Origin of the sequence: Citrobacter sp. L55, from assembly GCF_002850715.1 — a bacterium.
Classification (GTDB): Bacteria; Pseudomonadota; Gammaproteobacteria; order Enterobacterales; family Enterobacteriaceae; genus Citrobacter; species Citrobacter braakii.
The window spans coordinates 331,511-347,011 of sequence record NZ_KZ559401.1 but is presented as its reverse complement, the minus strand read 5'-3'; the positions used below and the strand labels follow the sequence as shown (position 1 = coordinate 347,011).

The window sequence follows — 15,501 nt, the reverse complement described above, 5'->3', positions numbered from 1 at the left end:
CAACGAGAGGCACTCTTTTTTTGTTACCTGTGACAAATATTTGCAAACAATTTCGGATTGCAAAGCAAAACAGTGATGGAGTTAACGTTTTTCCCTCTTCAGGCCCCCGTTTTAGGGGGCAAGAGAGGGATACATTAGCGGCGACGATATGATTTTTGTGCGGAATTGACCTTGTAAAGATATCGGCGTGATTCAGCAGATGGGTGTCGGGTGGTCAGCGTTTGATAAACGTCCCCAGGGGACATGCTGTTAATGATGTTTGCGGCCTGAATTTTATCGTTCGAGAACACGCGCAGCACGCTGCCCGCGCCGCCGTTATACGCGGTGATCACCGCATAGCGACGCGAGGTCGGATTATCAATGCCGCCCAAATAGACATTATTCAGCATTGCCAGATAGGCAGTACCGGTATCAATGTTGCTGGCCGGGTCAAACAAGAAGCTACGGCTTGGCGTGCCTGAGCGCCCCTGCGAACGGAACACATCTTTTCCGGCGCTGTGTTGTACCACCTGCATGAGTCCCAGCGCATCGGCATGGCTGACCGCATACGGGTTAAACGAGGATTCGGTTTGCATGATGGCCAGAATCAGTGACTCGTCGACGCCATACTTACGTGAAGCCTGACGTACCATGCCGACGTATTTATGCGCGCGCTTATCAAGGTGGTTCGGGACCAGATTGATCGTCACGCTATAGATGATACGCAAGCCATTGCTGCGCTTTTTCAGTCGCGTTTGTAGCAGGTAGTTGGCAAAATTGGTTGCACGTCCCTCCCAACGAATAGGCTGGCCGGTATTATCGACTACCTGCCCGTACAGGAACGGCTCTTTGGAAATCTTAATGTCGTCGACATCGGAATAGAGGTCGATAGAACCCGGATCATCGCCCATCAGCAACGTCTTGATAATCGCTAGACGCAGATGTCCGGCGGGATCTGTCCCGGCAATGGTCTCGACGGTTATCGTACCGTCATCAAAATTGATATGGCTGCGGGTTTGATACTGATCGGTATACTTTACGTAGTCCTTCGGACCCGCAATCAGCACTTCCTTAAATCCCCACAGATTCTCAATGTTATGGGCAAATTGCCCCATCAGAATATCAAAACCGTTGGTATCCTTGACCCAGGCTTCGTTATAGGAGTCGCCTTTTTTGGTCGAACTGGAACAGGAGATGAGCAACGGCGCGATAACAGCAAGCGCGAGAAATTTTTTCATCATTCCGGGAGTGCGTGTTGTGTTTGTTGTTGTATCGTTTTGCCGGATGGCAGTGCAAGCACCCTATCCGGCCTACGAGATTGCCAGCAAGCGATGCTTATTTTTTTTCTTCAGGCGTATAGCCTTCAATATGCACATCCTTACCTTCAAACAGGAAGTTAATCATCTCCTGTTCCAGTAACTTACGGTGTTCAACGTTCATCATATTGAGTTTCTTCTCGTTAATCAGCATGGTTTGTTTATGCTGCCATTGCGCCCATGCTTCTTTAGATATCTCGTTATAGATGCGTTTTCCCAGATCGCCCGGGTACAGCTGAAAATCCTGTCCTTCTGCTTCGCGTTGCAGGAAAGTGCAAAAAATCGTTCTGCTCATAAAAAATCCTCTTTATCGACCGGTACGTTAAACATGTGTGCCGGCACGTAATTGCTGTAACAAACGCTCCACGGGGGCCGCCAGTCCGACCGACGGCGGTTGCGCTAAGTTATACCAGAGCGCGTTGCCTTCATCCATGCATGAGGTGAATGAGGACACGGGAAGCCACATAGGCACAATATCTAAGTGGAAATGGCTAAAGGTATGGCGAAACGCATTAAGTTGGGTCAGATTATCTGCGTTAATTTGCCGTTGCGCCAGCCAGTTGCGTAGCCCATCCTCATCATCAAACTGCGGAAAACAGTATAAGCCACCCCATAAGCCGCTGGGTGGTCGCTGCGCGAGCAACACCTCGTTTTCATGCTGCATCAGTAAAAAATAGCCCGTCCGTTCTGGTAATGTCTGTTTGGGCTTTTTACCTGGGTACAGCGCCCAGCTTGCATCGGCGCTCGCCACACAGCCATTTTCCAACGGACACAGGGAACATTTGGGTTTTGAGCGCGTACAGACCATGGCGCCTAAATCCATCATCGCCTGATTAAACCGCTCAACCCCATGGGCTGGCGTAACCTGCTCGCTCAACTCCCACAGTTTCTTTTCGACCTCTTTTTTACCCGGCCAGCCGTTTACAGCATAACAGCGAGCCAGCACTCGTTTGACGTTACCGTCAAGAATCGGAAAATGCTGACCCAGGGAGAGCGAAAGGATCGCGCCTGCAGTTGAACGTCCCACGCCTGGCAGGGCGGCCACTTCATCAAAGGTTTGCGGGAATGAGCCGCCGTGCAGCGTCACAACCTGTTGCGCGGCTTTATGCAGATTACGCGCTCGGGCGTAATAGCCCAGCCCGGTCCATAAATGCAGGACTTCATCCAGCGGCGCATGGGCTAAATCCGTTACCGTTGGGAAGCGCGCCATAAAGCGCTCAAAGTAGGGGATAACGGTCGCAACCTGAGTTTGTTGCAGCATCACCTCAGAGAGCCATACTTTGTAAGGCGTCTTATCAATTTGCCAGGGCAGCGTTTTCCGCCCGTATTTGTCGTACCAGCTCAAAACCTGAGCCGAGAATTGAGACGCTTGCATGATTACCGTTTCATTATTGCCGGGGGCAAGATTGCAGCACAGCGGCAACGGGGTGTAAACCGGAACTTTCCGCTGCTCACTTTCTTCCTTTACTTGCATCCGGCAACTAACTTTGGATAATGCCCGTTTTCAGAACTCAAACACAGCAGACTAAACTTTTATGAAGAACGACGTCATTTCACCGGAATTTGATGAAAACGGCCGCCCGCTGCGCCGGATTCGTAGTTTTGTTCGTCGCCAGGGGCGACTGACGAAAGGGCAGGAACACGCGCTGGAAAACTACTGGCCGGTGATGGGCGTTGAGTTCAGCGAAGAACCTGTGGATTTCGCTGCGCTGTTTGGTCGCGATGCGCCAGTCACGCTTGAAATTGGTTTTGGTATGGGGGCTTCGCTGGTGGCGATGGCGAAAGCGCGTCCGGAGCAAAATTTCCTCGGCATTGAGGTTCACTCACCGGGCGTTGGCGCGTGTCTGGCTTCAGCTCATGAAGAGGGCGTCGAGAACCTGCGTGTCATGTGCCATGATGCCGTCGAAGTCCTGCATAAAATGATTCCTGACAATTCTTTATCTATGGTTCAGCTGTTTTTCCCTGACCCGTGGCATAAAGCACGTCATAATAAACGCCGTATCGTTCAGGTACCGTTTGCTGAGCATATCTTAAGCAAGCTGAAGCTGGGCGGCGTGTTCCACATGGCAACCGACTGGGAAGCCTATGCGGAGCACATGCTTGAAGTGATGTCATCGATTGATGGGTATAAAAACCAGTCAGAGAGTAACGATTACGTACCGCGCCCGGAATCGCGCCCGGTAACCAAATTTGAACAACGTGGTCATCGTCTTGGCCACGGCGTATGGGACTTAATGTTCGAGAGGGTGAAATAATGGCAAAGAACCGTAGCCGTCGTCTGCGTAAAAAAATGCACATCGACGAATTCCAGGAAGTAGGATTTTCGGTTGCATGGCGTTTCCCGGAAGGTACATCTGGAGAGCAGGTCGATCAAATTGTTGATGATTTTATCAATGAAGTTATCGAACCGAACAAGCTGGCCTTTGACGGCAGCGGCTATCTGGCCTGGGAAGGTCTGATCTGTCTGCAGGAAATCGGCAAATGCACCGAAGAACATCAGGCTATCGTGCGTAAGTGGCTGGAAGAGCACAAACTCGAAGAAGTGCGCACCAGCGAACTTTTCGATATTTGGTGGGACTAAGTAGCAAAGGGTCGGCAAATGCCGGCCCAATTTGTATTGAGGGAAAGATATGATGCGCAAAACGCTGCTGGCGGCAGTCCTAACGTTCACGGCGATGGCCGCACATGCTGATTATCAGTGCAGCGTCACCCCGCGTGACGATGTGATTTTGAGTCCACAAACGGTACAGGTGAAGGGTGAGAACGGCAACCTGGTCATAACCCAGGCCGGTGATGTCACCTTTAACGGTAAACAGTACAACCTGAACGCCGCGCAGCGTGAACAGGCCAAAGATTATCAGGCGGCGTTGCGTAGCAGTCTGCCGTGGATTGATGAAGGTGCCAGAGCGCGCGTGGAGAAAGGTCGCGTGGCGCTGGATAAAATCATCGCCAAAGAGGTCGGCGAAAGCAGCAACATGCGTGGCCGCTTAACTAAGCTGGATGCGCAATTGAAAGAGCAGATGAACCGCATTATTGAGCATCGCACTGACGGCCTGACCTTCCATTATAAGGCGATTGATCAGGTTCGCGCGGATGGACAACAGCTGGTCAATCAGGCGATGGGCGGTATTTTGCAGGACAGCATCAACGAGATGGGGGCGAAAGCCGTGCTCAAAGGCGGTGGTAATCCGCTGCAGGGCGTGCTCGGAAGCCTCGGAGGTTTGCAAACCTCAATTCAGAACGAATGGAAGAATCAGGAACAAGACTTCCAGCAGTTTGGCAAAGATGTTTGTGCCCGCGTCGTGACGCTGGAAAACGATCGTAAAACGCTGGTTAGCACTCTGAAATAATCTTCACCTCTTTTTAACGGCACAGAAACATTCTGTGCCGTTTTATTTTGTATTTTTCTGTTTTTTTGATATCCATCTCTAAGAATAACAATTTGATGGAGATATAAATCTGGTTAATTGGATGGCGTCACATTATTCATCTGTAAGATAGACATAATGCTGCAAATTCAAGTAACTGGAGAAATAACATGGAGTTTTTCAAGAGAACGGCACTTGCCGCACTGGTTATGGGTTTCAGCGGCGCGGCGCTTGCACTGCCAAACATCACTATTTTAGCTACCGGCGGGACGATTGCCGGCGGTGGTGACTCCGCAACAAAATCTAACTACACGGCAGGCAAAGTCGGCGTAGAAAATTTGGTTGATGCCGTACCTCAGTTGAAAGATATCGCCGTTGTGAAAGGCGAGCAGGTGGTGAACATCGGCTCCCAGGATATGAATGATGAAGTCTGGCTAACGCTGGCGAAAAAGATTAATACCGAGTGTGATAAAACTGACGGCTTCGTGGTAACACATGGTACGGATACCATGGAAGAAACCGCCTATTTCCTCGATCTCACAGTCAAGTGCAACAAGCCGGTAGTGATGGTCGGCGCAATGCGTCCGTCTACGGGTATGAGCGCTGATGGCCCGTTCAACCTGTATAACGCCGTGGTAACCGCCGCAGACAAAGCCTCTGCCAACCGTGGTGTGCTGGTGGTGATGAACGACACCGTTATGGATGGTCGCGACGTGACCAAAACTAACACCACGGATGTCGCTACTTTCAAATCCGTTAACTATGGTCCGCTGGGTTATATCCATAACGGTAAAATCGACTACCAGCGTACGCCTGCGCGTAAGCACACCACATCCACGCCGTTCGATGTATCTAAGCTGACCGAGCTGCCGAAAGTTGGGATTGTTTACAACTACGCTAACGCCTCCGATCTGCCAGCCAAAGCATTGGTAGACGCGGGTTACGCCGGGATCGTCAGTGCGGGTGTAGGTAACGGTAACCTGTATAAAACTATTTTCGATACGCTGGCAACTGCCGCGCATAAAGGTACTGTTGTGGTGCGCTCATCCCGTGTACCAACGGGCGCCACCACCCAGGATGCTGAAGTTGATGATGCGAAATACGGATTTGTGGCTTCAGGCTCTCTGAACCCGCAAAAAGCGCGTGTTCTGCTGCAACTGGCTCTGACCCAAACCAAGGATCCTAAGCAGATCCAGGAAATGTTTAATCAGTATTAATGGCATAAAAAATGCCCCTACCGTAGCGTTGGGGCATTCTCCAGAAGCAGTTACTCTTCGTATTTACATCAACCCCAGCATCTGTGGAATAAACAGAGAGATCTGTGGAATGTATACGATCATCATGAGTGCGACCAGCAATGCGGCGTAAAACGGCAGCAGGGGTTTGATCAATTGCTGGATCTTCACGCCAGAAATCGAACAGCCTACAAACAATGCACTTCCTACCGGCGGTGTCAGCAGACCAATGCACAGGTTGGCGACCATCATGATGCCGAAATGTACCGGATCCATACCTAACTCTTGAGCGATTGGCAAGAAAATGGGGGTAAAGATCAGGACTGCCGGTGTCATATCCATAAAGATCCCAACAACCAGTAGTACAATATTGATTAACAGTAGGATGATCAGTGGATTATCGGAAATACCCATTAATGTGTCACTGATCATGTAGGGAATATCGGCATTGGTCATTGCCCAGGACATGCCGACAGAGAAGCCGATAAGTAACAGTACGATAGAGGTCATCACGACTGATTCCAGGATCAGCTTTGGTAAATCACGCCATTTTACTTCCCGGTAAATCAGCACCGAGAGAATGAAGGTGTAGACGACCGCAATCGCTGAGGCTTCTGTTGCGGTAAAGATCCCACCTAAAATACCCCCCATCACAATGATGACCAGTAACAGACTCGGTAGCGCATCCAGAAGTGCTTTTACTGCCTGTGCGCAGGTTGGCCTTTCCGACAGGGGATAACCACGGCGTTTGGCGATAATGGCGCATACCACCATGATCGAAAGCCCCATCAGGATCCCTGGTAAATAACCCGCCATAAACAACGAAGCAACTGAAACACCGCCAGCAGTAAGAGAAAACACAATTAACACATTTGATGGTGGAATTAACAGCCCGGTAATGCAGGAGGAAACGTTAACGGCTGTCGAAAAGGTTGGGTCGTATCCTTGCTTTGTCTGAATAGGATTAAGCGTACCGCCAACGGCTGCAGCAGCGGCAACGGCAGAGCCGGATATCGAACCAAACATCATGTTTGCCAGCACGTTGACATGACCAAGTGAGCCGGGAACTCGCCCAACCATCACCTGCGCCAGGTTAATTAGCCGGATGGCGATCCCACCGCTGTTCATCAGCGTACCTGCGAAAATGAAAAACGGGATCGCCAATAGGGCAAAATTATCTAATCCGTTTGCCAGACGTTGAGAGACAGTGATAACGGCAACATCCCAAGGAAACATCAGCAGCATTGAGGCTACAGTGGCGATACCGATAGAGAACGAAATAGGTACGCCAATGAACACCAGGACAAAGAAGCAGCCAAACAGGGTTAGTGCGATATAGCCTTCCATCAAATTACTCCCTGCGAAGATTGTTTCAGTTGCTGAATATTTTGGTGAATAAACCACAGGGCATAGAACATCATGACTGCGCCGCTGAGCGGCAGGATGATATACACGTAACCCATTGGAATTTGCATGGCCGCAGAAACTTGCACCGTTGCCAGCGTTTTATTAATCAGCTTGATACCGCCGGTAACGATGACTGAACCTGCAAAGCCAAAAATCAGCAGATTAATGAATAAGCTCAATAACGCCTGTTTACGTTTATTAATCGACATGAACAGTAGATCGATAGACAGGTGGCGCTGGGCGCCTACGGTATAAGCTGCACCTAATAATCCGACCCAGATCATTAAGAAGCGTGCCAGTTCGTCAGTTAAGGTGCTGGGCTGATTGAGCACGTAGCGGCTAAAAACTTGCCAGACTACGCACACTACCAGCGCAATCATTACGATGACCGAAAATGCGGCAATGACGCGGTCTACCGCAAGCTTAAGGCGGTTAAGTATCATGGTGAGTTTCCTGGTGAAACAGGGCCAATCAATGGCCCAAAGGGTTATTGTACTGCGTCTTCAAACTTCGCTAGCAGAGCTGCATGTTTTGGGTCTTTTTTGAAGTCATCAAACAGCGGTTGAACAGCGGCGCGGAAAGGGGCTTTATCAACTTTGATAATCTCGCCACCCATAGCTTTTGCTTGAGCGCGGGTATCAGCATCGATTTTATCCCACAACTTTTGTTGATAAGCCTCGGAATTTTTAGCCGCTTGACGAAGGATCTGTTGTTGCTCCGGGGTCAGCTTATTCCATGTTTTGGTTGAGATAACGAGAAAATCTGGAATAGAGGCGTGCTCATCTTCGGAGAAGACTTTAGCTATTTCGATATGACGTGTTTGCACCCACGATGGAACGTTATTCTCTGCGCCATCCACTACACCTTGTTGCATAGCGGTATAAACCTCACCGAAGGAAATGGGGGTCGGCGATCCGCCCATCAGTTCAACCATTTTAATGGTTGTGGGGCTGGGTTGAACGCGGACTTTCAGACCTTTCAGATCCTCTGGTTTGGTAATAGGTTTTTTGGCATAAAAACTACGCGTGCCGGCAACGTAAGCAGATAACGCAAAGAATCCCTTTTCTTTTGTGGATTCCATAATGTCTTTACCTACCTCACCAAATACAACGTTATTGAAATGGTTTTGATCTTTAAATAAGAAAGGTAAATTATAAATGGCATAAATATTATCAAATGACTCTAAATCACTGGCAGAACCTTTTGTCATATCCAACGCGCCATTTTGTAACAACTCCATCGTTTCTCGGGCATTACCCATTTGGCTACTGGGATATATACGTACAATCATTTTACCGTCGGAGAGTTGTTTTACCTCTTTGGCCATTTCTTCGAAAGCCTGGTGAACCACATGGCTACGTTCAAGGTTGTGTGCCAGTTTGAGAGTCACTTTTTCAGCAGCATTTGCGCCAGTGCTAAGTAGCGCCAACAAGGACGCACAGACTAGCGAGCGGGAAAAGGTTTTGATTTTCATAAGTAAGCTCCGTGCTTTAAGGTACAGTAATTGGTTGACATCTGATGATGGTTCACCTTTTTCTGTATGATAAATTAATATAGTTGTCAGACATCTATCCACTATATAGATCACATACCTTTTGCATGGCAGCAGTTTGATCTTATTTTGTGCGCTGTGTTCAATATATTTATGTTGGTGAAGAGGCTATTTAAAATGAATAAAATAATTAATATGGTTATTGTCAATAAATGACGTGCATTGTACTCGGTTTTTCCGAGTACAATATTTAGAGGAATTTGTAGAAGAAAATGCGCCGACAGGCGCACAGAGATTACTCCGCCAGAAACAGCTCCAGCAGAGAATTCAAAAATAGCTTACCGTGTTGGGTAATCTGCCAGTATTCATCGCATTCACTCAGATAGCCCTGGGCAATGGCCTCATCGATCTGTCGACGAATAACGTCTTCGGTAAGCCCGGTATATTGCGTGAACTCCGCGCGAGGCGCGGCTTCCAGCAGCCGGAAACGGTTCATAAAGAACTCAAACGGCTTATCGGCCTCGGCGACATCTCGCTGGCTTTCCAGATAACGTCCTTGCATGTATCCGCGCGGATGTCGCGTTTTGGTAGTGCGCAGGATGCGACCGTCTGGGAAAGTGACTTTGCCGTGCGCGCCGCAGCCAATGCCTAGATAGTCGCCAAAACGCCAGTAATTTAGGTTGTGCTGACACTGATAACCCGGTCTGGCGTAGGCTGAGGTTTCGTACTGCTGATACCCCGCGGCGGTCAGCAACTGGTGGCCTTGCTCAAAAATATCCCACAGCGCGTCGTCGTCCGGTAATACCGGTGGTCGGGACCCGAACAGCGTATTCGGTTCGATGGTCAACTGATACCAGGAAAGATGCGGTGGGTTGAGCGCGATGGCCTGCTGTAAATCGCCCAGCGCCTCTTCCAGCGTCTGATCCGGTAAACCGTGCATCAGGTCGAGGTTAAAGCTGCGTAGTCCCAGACCGCTCGCCAGGTGCGCTGCACGTTTGGCTTCTTCCGGCCCGTGAATACGTCCCAGACGTTCGAGTTTGGCGGAGCTAAAGCTCTGTACACCAATGGAGATACGGTTTACGCCAGCACGTTGATAATCCACAAAGCGATCGGCTTCCACCGTACCGGGATTCGCCTCCATCGTGATTTCTGCATCTGCGGCGAGATTCAGCCGTGCACGCACGCCGTCGAGCAGCGTTTGCATTGCCGGGCCAGAAAGCAGGCTCGGCGTACCACCACCGATAAAAATCGTCTTTACCTCGCGGCCCTGGGCGTGGGCCACCTCAGAATCCAGATCGCTCAGCAGATGCTGCACATAGTCGTCATGAGGAACTTCGCCTTTAAGCGCATGCGAGTTGAAGTCGCAGTACGGGCATTTCTGCACGCACCACGGGATGTGAATGTAAAGACTTAACGGCGGAAGCTTAACCATTACGCAGGGCATCCAGCAGCAGCTTCAGCGCTTGTCCGCGGTGAGAAATCGCACTCTTTTCTTCGCGGGTCAGTTCGGCGGCGGTTTTCCCTTCGGAGGGCACAAAGAAGATTGGGTCGTAGCCAAAACCACCGTTTCCGGCAGGTTCACGGGCAATAACGCCCGGCCAGCGTCCGTGGCAAACCACAGGTGTTGGATCGTCTGCATGGCGCATATACACCAGCACGCAGTGGAATTGTGCCTGGCGCTTGTCATCAGGAACATCCTGCAGGGTGTGGAGCAGTTTTTCCAGGTTCTGCTGATCGGTTGCATCTTCGCCGGAATAGCGGGCTGAATAGATGCCCGGCGCGCCGCCAAGGGCATTTACCGCCAGACCGGAGTCATCAGCAATGGCGGGTAAACCGGTAATTTGCGCGGCATGACGTGCCTTCAGAATGGCGTTCTCAATAAACGTCAGCCCGGTCTCTTCTGCAGAATCAACACCCAGATCCGTTTGGGCAACAACATCAAGACCGAAATCACTCAGAAGAGAGGCGAGTTCACGCACTTTACCGGCGTTGCCGGTCGCGAGGACAACTTTTTGCATGGGATACCTAATCAGTTAGCGCCGCAATTTCGGGCGGGATCTGTTGCGGATGAATGATTTTAACCTGTTTGTGACGACCAAGCTCGCCCTTCTCAATGACGACCTGGCTTTTTGCCACGCGGAACTGTTTACCGAGAAACTTCACCAGATGGCTATTGGCTTGCCCATCAACCGGTGGGGCGGTAATGGCGACTTTTAGCTCGTCGCCATGTAAACCTACAATACTGTCACGGCTGGCTTTAGGCTGAATGTAGAGCCGTAAAACCAGACCGTTATCGCAGGGGGTAACGGCACTCATAGCGCCATCCACAGCCCCGGCAGCAGCATGTTACCTGTCGCCTGTAACACTTCTGCGATGCCCATGTTAATGACATACAGCAGCAGAACCAGGATCATTGGCGAGAAATCGATCCCGCCCATGCCTGGAAGTAAGCGACGAATAGGACGCAGCAGCGGATCCGCCAGTTGAATCAGCACGTACTCCACAGGGCTGCGGCCCTGGCTGACCCAGCTCATAATCGCCATCACCAGCAGAACCCAGAAAATCAGCAGTCCGATGGTCTTCAGGACAATCAGCACGGCGGCGATCCAGATAATCGGCTGGAACGTAACCACCTTAAACAGCACGATAGCCTTGATAAAGCTCAGAACGAGCGCAACTAATGCCGATGCGCTGTCAATTGGCCCCATCGGCGGAATGATACGGCGTAACGGCCCGATAATGGGCTGAGTGATTTTCACAATAAACTGCGAGAACGGGTTGTAGAAATCGCAGCGAGACCATTGCATCCACACGCGCAGCAGCAGCGCCATGGTATACAGCTCAATTACCGTTGAGAGCAGGAAGGTCAACGTATTCATGGTGTTCCTTAGTTTTCCTTATTTTTTAGTGTAATCACGAGCACCAAAAATGGCAGTGCCGATGCGCACCATCGTGCTACCCGCCGCAATGGCGGCATCCATATCATCAGACATCCCCAGTGAGAGCGTGTCGATACTTGGGTAACGTGTTTTCAACCCGGCAAATGCTACCGCCATTTGCTGTGCAACTTCAAACTGCCTTACATAATCTGACTCTGGCGCCGGAATCGCCATCAAACCACGCAGGGTAATGCGTGGCAGCGCGGCGACTTCAGCGGCCAGTGCATCAAGCTCTGCAAGCGGAATACCTGACTTACTGTTCTCATCGCTGATATTAATCTGAATCAACACATTGAGCGGCGGCAGTTCCGCCGGGCGCTGTTCGCTCAGACGGGCAGCGATACGCAGACGATCAATCGTATGGCACCAGTCAAAATGTTCAGCGACCAGACGACTTTTGTTCGACTGCAGCGGGCCGATAAAGTGCCACTGCAGATCGTTAACGCCTTTTTCCTGAAAGTAGCGGATCTTATCCACCCCTTCCTGGACATAGTTTTCACCGAAGGCACGCTGCCCTGCGGTCATGGCTTCTTCGATGGCGCTCGCAGGTTTGGTTTTGCTGACTGCAAGCAATATAACTTCTTCTGAAGACCGCCCGCAACGCGTCGCGGCGGCTGAGATTTTGTCCCGGACATGTGCCAGGTTATGCGCGATATCGTTCATTTTCCGAGGATGTTCATATGAATATGGAAGAAATAGTGGCCCTTAGTGTAAAGCATAACGTGTCGGATCTACACCTGTGCAATGCATGGCCTGCGCGCTGGCGCATAGGTGGAAAAGTCGAAATAGCACCATTTACTCCCCCTGACGTGGAGAATCTGCTGATGTGCTGGCTCAGTGAGCAACAACAGGTACAGTGGCGGGAACAGGGGCAGATTGATTTTGCCCTTACGCTGGTGGACTCCCGGCGTCTACGCGCCAGCGCATTTGCTCATCAACAGGGAACCTCGCTGGCGCTAAGATTGCTACCGCTTGAATGTCCTCGTTTAGACGATCTCCAGACCCCGGAGGCCATACCTGAACTGCTGCACGGTGAAAATGGATTAGTTCTGGTCACTGGAGCCACCGGCAGCGGTAAATCAACCACCCTGGCGGCGATGGTGGAGTACCTTAATCAACATATTGCGGGGCATATTCTGACTCTGGAAGATCCGATTGAATATCGCTACACCAGCCAGCGTTGTCTTATTCAACAGCGGGAGGTGGGCGTACACTGCGCTTCTTTTGCTGCCGGTTTGCGCGGCGCGTTACGCGAAGATCCCGACGTCATTTTGCTGGGCGAGCTGCGCGACGTGGAAACTATTCGTTTGGCCTTAACGGCAGCGGAGACCGGGCATCTGGTGTTGGCAACCTTACATACGCGAGGGGCGGCGCAGGCCATCGCGCGGCTGGTGGACACCTTTCCCGCTCAGGAGAAAGATCCGGTGCGTAACCAGCTGGCAGACAGCCTGCGGGCGGTACTTTCGCAAAAGTTGGAGGAAGATAAGCAGGGAGGACGCGTGGCGCTATTCGAACTGCTCGTCAACACTCCCGCCGTGGGCAATTTGATCCGCGAAGGGAAAACGCATCAGCTACCCGGTGTGATTCAAACCGGGCAGCAGACAGGTATGCAGACGTTTGCACAAAGTCAGCAGCAGCGCCAGGCGCAGGGGCGACTTTAGTAGCCCTGCTCGAAATAGCTTTCAAGGATAATAACGGCAGAAGCGGAATCTACTTTGCCTTTATTTAACGCCCGGTATCCGCCTTGCTCAAACAGGCCTGAGCGGGCTTCGACGGTGCTCAAACGTTCATCGTGCAGCGTTACGGTTACGCCAAAGCGACCGTGAATGCGGTTAGCGAATTTGCGCGCGCGCGCAGTAAGGGGTTGTTCGGTGCCATCCATGTTGAGCGGCAGGCCGACAATGATTTCGTCCGGCTGCCACTCTTTTAGCAGACGTTCAATCAAACTCCAGTCTGGCGTACCGTCCTGTGCTTTGATGGCGGGCAAGGGTCTCGCCGTACCGGTAATGCGTTGACCAACCGCGACGCCGATACTTTTCGTACCAAAATCAAAAGAGAGTAATGTTCCGCTCATCAGGCGTGTCCCGCCACGCCAGGCATGGTCTGAATATCAATCCCGATAAGCTTCGCCGCATCGCGCCAGCGGTCGGCAATCGGCGTTTTAAATAAGATGTTGAGGTCTGCGGGAGCAGTGAGCCAGGCGTTATCCAGTAGCTCTTGTTCCAGTTGACCTTTTTCCCATGATGAATAGCCCAGCGCAACCAGCACTTCAGATGGTTGCTCCTGTGTACCCAGGGTTTCAAGTACATCGCGGGAGGTGGTGATGATCGTGTTATCTGAAATGCGAATACTGGAGGCAAAGCGTGACGGCGGGGTGTGTAGAATAAATCCACGGTCTTCCGCCAGCGGGCCGCCGAGCATCACCGGTTTGTCCAGACGAATGGCAGGATCGCGTGCTTCTGGAGTAATCTTCAGCTTTTCCAGAATCCCTTCAATTTGTAAGTTTTCCAGAGGCTTATTGACGATAATCCCCATTGCTCCGTTCTCATTGTGTTCACAGATATACACCACGGAACGGCGGAAAATCGGATCCTGGAGAGCAGGCATGGCAATTAGAAAGTGATGCTGTAAATTCATTGTCAGAGGTTCTGTTTCCTGGTTCAAAAAAGCAACAGAGCCCAGTATGTGGGCAAAGCGCGAAGATGTCACCCTCTGAAGATAGCTTTGCCGGATGGCGGCTTCGCCTTATCCGGCCTACGGGGTGCGAATGTAGGCCGGATAAGACGCGAAGGCATCGCCATCCGGCAACTTATTTATTTCTGCAAACGTGCCTCGATGGCGTCCATCAGCATACCGGTAATCGAAACCGGGAACTCCGCTTCAATTTCACGAATACAGGTTGGGCTGGTGACGTTAATTTCCGTCAGACGGTCGCCAATGATATCCAGACCGACAAAAATCAAACCTTTTGCTTTCAGCGTTGGCCCAATGCGACGTGCAATTTCCCAGTCGCTGTCGGTTAATGGACGCGGCTCGCCACGACCGCCGGCTGCCAGGTTGCCACGGGTTTCGCCGCCTTGTGGAATACGCGCCAGGCAGTACGGAACGGGTTCGCCATCGACCACCAGCACGCGTTTATCGCCGTCTTTAATTGCCGGCAGATAGTTCTGCGCCATGCAATAACGGGTACCGTGCTCGGTCAGCGTTTCGGCAATGACGCCAAGGTTCGGATCGCCTTCCTTGACGCGGAAAATAGATGCGCCGCCCATGCCGTCCAGCGGTTTGAGAATGATGTCGCTGTGTTTTTGCCAGAAGGCTTTCAGCTGCGCTTTGTTACGCGTGACCAGCGTTTCCGGTGTCAGGTCGGCAAACCATGCGGTGAACAGCTTCTCGTTACAATCGCGCAGGCTCTGCGGTTTGTTGACGATTAGCGTCCCTTTCTCCTCTGCACGTTCCAGAATATAGGTTGCATAGATGAACTCGGTATCAAACGGCGGATCCTTACGCATCAGAATGACGTCCAGATCTGCCAGCGGGAGATCCTGCTCGCTATTGAACTCATACCATTTGTCGTAGTTCTGCTCTACGCTCAGGGTACGCGTACGGGCGCGGGCTTCACCGTTGATCAGATAGAGATCGGCCATTTCCATATAATGAATTTCGTAACCGCGACGTTGCGCTTCCAGCAGCATAGCGAAGCTGGAATCTTTCTTGATGTTGATGCTTGCGATGGGATCCATCACGATGCCGAGCTTGATCATTGTT

19 protein-coding genes are annotated in these 15,501 nt (G+C 51.2%); 5 read left to right on the top strand and 14 right to left on the bottom strand.

What is annotated here, in order from left to right; all coding sequences use genetic code 11:
- Positions 1-134 precede the first annotated feature (134 nt).
- The 3 genes from mltC to mutY form a co-directional block, all read right to left on the bottom strand.
- Positions 135-1,220, bottom strand: coding sequence for a membrane-bound lytic murein transglycosylase MltC (mltC, locus tag B9P82_RS09085; protein ID WP_016154410.1), 1,086 nt, complete (start codon positions 1,218-1,220; stop codon positions 135-137).
- A 94-nt stretch (positions 1,221-1,314) separates the two neighbouring features.
- Positions 1,315-1,590, bottom strand: a complete 276-nt coding sequence (locus B9P82_RS09080) for an oxidative damage protection protein (protein ID WP_016154409.1) — start codon at positions 1,588-1,590, stop codon at positions 1,315-1,317.
- A 27-nt stretch (positions 1,591-1,617) separates the two neighbouring features.
- Complete coding sequence (mutY, locus tag B9P82_RS09075) at positions 1,618-2,670, bottom strand: A/G-specific adenine glycosylase (RefSeq protein WP_101700293.1); 1,053 nt, start codon at positions 2,668-2,670, stop codon at positions 1,618-1,620.
- 160 nt (positions 2,671-2,830) lie between these two features.
- Here mutY and trmB point away from each other — a divergent pair, with 160 nt between their 5' ends.
- The 4 genes from trmB (at position 2,831) to ansB (ending at position 5,880) form a co-directional block, all read left to right on the top strand.
- Entirely contained in the window at positions 2,831-3,550 is a 720-nt protein-coding gene (gene trmB / locus B9P82_RS09070; protein ID WP_016154407.1) for a tRNA (guanosine(46)-N7)-methyltransferase TrmB, read from the top strand.
- Positions 3,550-3,876: a YggL family protein gene (locus B9P82_RS09065; RefSeq protein WP_016154406.1), complete on the top strand. Its 327-nt coding sequence runs from the start codon at positions 3,550-3,552 to the stop codon at positions 3,874-3,876. The genes trmB and B9P82_RS09065 overlap by 1 nt, the downstream gene beginning before the upstream one ends.
- 49 nt (positions 3,877-3,925) lie before the next feature.
- Positions 3,926-4,645, top strand: a complete 720-nt coding sequence (locus B9P82_RS09060) for a YggN family protein (RefSeq protein WP_016157447.1) — start codon at positions 3,926-3,928, stop codon at positions 4,643-4,645.
- A 188-nt stretch (positions 4,646-4,833) separates the two neighbouring features.
- Positions 4,834-5,880, top strand: coding sequence for an L-asparaginase 2 (ansB, locus tag B9P82_RS09055; protein ID WP_101700216.1), 1,047 nt, complete (start codon positions 4,834-4,836; stop codon positions 5,878-5,880).
- 63 nt (positions 5,881-5,943) lie between these two features.
- Here ansB and B9P82_RS09050 read toward each other — a convergent pair whose 3' ends face one another.
- From B9P82_RS09050 to B9P82_RS09015, 8 genes are all read right to left on the bottom strand, one after another.
- On the bottom strand, positions 5,944-7,245 hold the full coding sequence (locus tag B9P82_RS09050; RefSeq protein WP_016157446.1) for a TRAP transporter large permease: 1,302 nt from the start codon (positions 7,243-7,245) through the stop codon (positions 5,944-5,946).
- Positions 7,245-7,748, bottom strand: coding sequence for a TRAP transporter small permease (locus tag B9P82_RS09045; protein ID WP_101700215.1), 504 nt, complete (start codon positions 7,746-7,748; stop codon positions 7,245-7,247). The genes B9P82_RS09050 and B9P82_RS09045 overlap by 1 nt, the downstream gene beginning before the upstream one ends.
- Before the next feature lie 44 nt (positions 7,749-7,792).
- Positions 7,793-8,779, bottom strand: a complete 987-nt coding sequence (locus B9P82_RS09040; RefSeq protein WP_016157444.1) for a TRAP transporter substrate-binding protein — start codon at positions 8,777-8,779, stop codon at positions 7,793-7,795.
- 313 nt (positions 8,780-9,092) lie between these two features.
- Positions 9,093-10,229 (bottom strand): radical SAM family heme chaperone HemW, encoded by a 1,137-nt coding sequence (gene hemW, locus B9P82_RS09035; RefSeq protein ID WP_047357839.1) that lies wholly within the window; start codon positions 10,227-10,229, stop codon positions 9,093-9,095.
- Positions 10,222-10,815, bottom strand: a complete 594-nt coding sequence (locus tag B9P82_RS09030) for an XTP/dITP diphosphatase (RefSeq protein ID WP_016154402.1) — start codon at positions 10,813-10,815, stop codon at positions 10,222-10,224. Before B9P82_RS09030 ends, hemW begins: the two co-directional genes overlap by 8 nt.
- 7 nt (positions 10,816-10,822) lie before the next feature.
- On the bottom strand, positions 10,823-11,113 hold the full coding sequence (gene yggU / locus B9P82_RS09025) for a DUF167 family protein YggU (RefSeq protein ID WP_101700214.1): 291 nt from the start codon (positions 11,111-11,113) through the stop codon (positions 10,823-10,825).
- Entirely contained in the window at positions 11,110-11,676 is a 567-nt protein-coding gene (locus B9P82_RS09020; protein WP_016154401.1) for a YggT family protein, read from the bottom strand. Before B9P82_RS09020 ends, yggU begins: the two co-directional genes overlap by 4 nt.
- Positions 11,677-11,694: 18 nt before the next feature.
- On the bottom strand, positions 11,695-12,399 hold the full coding sequence (locus tag B9P82_RS09015) for a YggS family pyridoxal phosphate-dependent enzyme (protein WP_101700213.1): 705 nt from the start codon (positions 12,397-12,399) through the stop codon (positions 11,695-11,697).
- A gap of 17 nt (positions 12,400-12,416) precedes the next feature.
- On the opposite strand from B9P82_RS09015, the gene B9P82_RS09010 reads away from it, so the two are divergent.
- Positions 12,417-13,397, top strand: a complete 981-nt coding sequence (locus tag B9P82_RS09010) for a type IV pilus twitching motility protein PilT (protein WP_101700212.1) — start codon at positions 12,417-12,419, stop codon at positions 13,395-13,397.
- On the opposite strand, the gene ruvX is transcribed toward B9P82_RS09010, so the two are convergent.
- The 3 genes from ruvX to gshB all read right to left on the bottom strand — a co-directional run bounded on the left by ruvX (position 13,394) and on the right by gshB (position 15,497).
- On the bottom strand, positions 13,394-13,810 hold the full coding sequence (gene ruvX, locus B9P82_RS09005) for a Holliday junction resolvase RuvX (protein WP_003825428.1): 417 nt from the start codon (positions 13,808-13,810) through the stop codon (positions 13,394-13,396). The genes B9P82_RS09010 and ruvX overlap by 4 nt on opposite strands.
- The gene (locus B9P82_RS09000) at positions 13,810-14,373 is read right to left on the bottom strand and encodes a YqgE/AlgH family protein (protein WP_016154395.1); all 564 of its coding nucleotides are present in this window, start codon (positions 14,371-14,373) and stop codon (positions 13,810-13,812) included. The genes ruvX and B9P82_RS09000 overlap by 1 nt, the downstream gene beginning before the upstream one ends.
- A 176-nt stretch (positions 14,374-14,549) precedes the next feature.
- A complete protein-coding gene (gshB, locus tag B9P82_RS08995; protein ID WP_016154394.1) occupies positions 14,550-15,497 on the bottom strand; it encodes a glutathione synthase in 948 nt (315 codons plus the stop codon).
- Positions 15,498-15,501 lie beyond the last annotated feature (4 nt).

Bases quoted from the DNA above. Each gene is read 5' to 3' on its own strand.
- mltC (WP_016154410.1), bottom strand. From the start codon at position 1,220: ATGATGAAAAAATTTCTCGCGCTTGCTGTTATCGCGCCGTTGCTCATC.
- B9P82_RS09080 (WP_016154409.1), bottom strand. From the start codon at position 1,590: ATGAGCAGAACGATTTTTTGCACTTTCCTGCAACGCGAAGCAGAAGGA.
- mutY (WP_101700293.1), bottom strand. From the start codon at position 2,670: ATGCAAGCGTCTCAATTCTCGGCTCAGGTTTTGAGCTGGTACGACAAA.
- trmB (WP_016154407.1), top strand. From the start codon at position 2,831: ATGAAGAACGACGTCATTTCACCGGAATTTGATGAAAACGGCCGCCCG.
- B9P82_RS09065 (WP_016154406.1), top strand. From the start codon at position 3,550: ATGGCAAAGAACCGTAGCCGTCGTCTGCGTAAAAAAATGCACATCGAC.
- B9P82_RS09060 (WP_016157447.1), top strand. From the start codon at position 3,926: ATGATGCGCAAAACGCTGCTGGCGGCAGTCCTAACGTTCACGGCGATG.
- ansB (WP_101700216.1), top strand. From the start codon at position 4,834: ATGGAGTTTTTCAAGAGAACGGCACTTGCCGCACTGGTTATGGGTTTC.
- B9P82_RS09050 (WP_016157446.1), bottom strand. From the start codon at position 7,245: ATGGAAGGCTATATCGCACTAACCCTGTTTGGCTGCTTCTTTGTCCTG.
- B9P82_RS09045 (WP_101700215.1), bottom strand. From the start codon at position 7,748: ATGATACTTAACCGCCTTAAGCTTGCGGTAGACCGCGTCATTGCCGCA.
- B9P82_RS09040 (WP_016157444.1), bottom strand. From the start codon at position 8,779: ATGAAAATCAAAACCTTTTCCCGCTCGCTAGTCTGTGCGTCCTTGTTG.
- hemW (WP_047357839.1), bottom strand. From the start codon at position 10,229: ATGGTTAAGCTTCCGCCGTTAAGTCTTTACATTCACATCCCGTGGTGC.
- B9P82_RS09030 (WP_016154402.1), bottom strand. From the start codon at position 10,815: ATGCAAAAAGTTGTCCTCGCGACCGGCAACGCCGGTAAAGTGCGTGAA.
- yggU (WP_101700214.1), bottom strand. From the start codon at position 11,113: ATGAGTGCCGTTACCCCCTGCGATAACGGTCTGGTTTTACGGCTCTAC.
- B9P82_RS09020 (WP_016154401.1), bottom strand. From the start codon at position 11,676: ATGAATACGTTGACCTTCCTGCTCTCAACGGTAATTGAGCTGTATACC.
- B9P82_RS09015 (WP_101700213.1), bottom strand. From the start codon at position 12,399: ATGAACGATATCGCGCATAACCTGGCACATGTCCGGGACAAAATCTCA.
- B9P82_RS09010 (WP_101700212.1), top strand. From the start codon at position 12,417: ATGAATATGGAAGAAATAGTGGCCCTTAGTGTAAAGCATAACGTGTCG.
- ruvX (WP_003825428.1), bottom strand. From the start codon at position 13,810: ATGAGCGGAACATTACTCTCTTTTGATTTTGGTACGAAAAGTATCGGC.
- B9P82_RS09000 (WP_016154395.1), bottom strand. From the start codon at position 14,373: ATGAATTTACAGCATCACTTTCTAATTGCCATGCCTGCTCTCCAGGAT.
- gshB (WP_016154394.1), bottom strand. From the start codon at position 15,497: ATGATCAAGCTCGGCATCGTGATGGATCCCATCGCAAGCATCAACATC.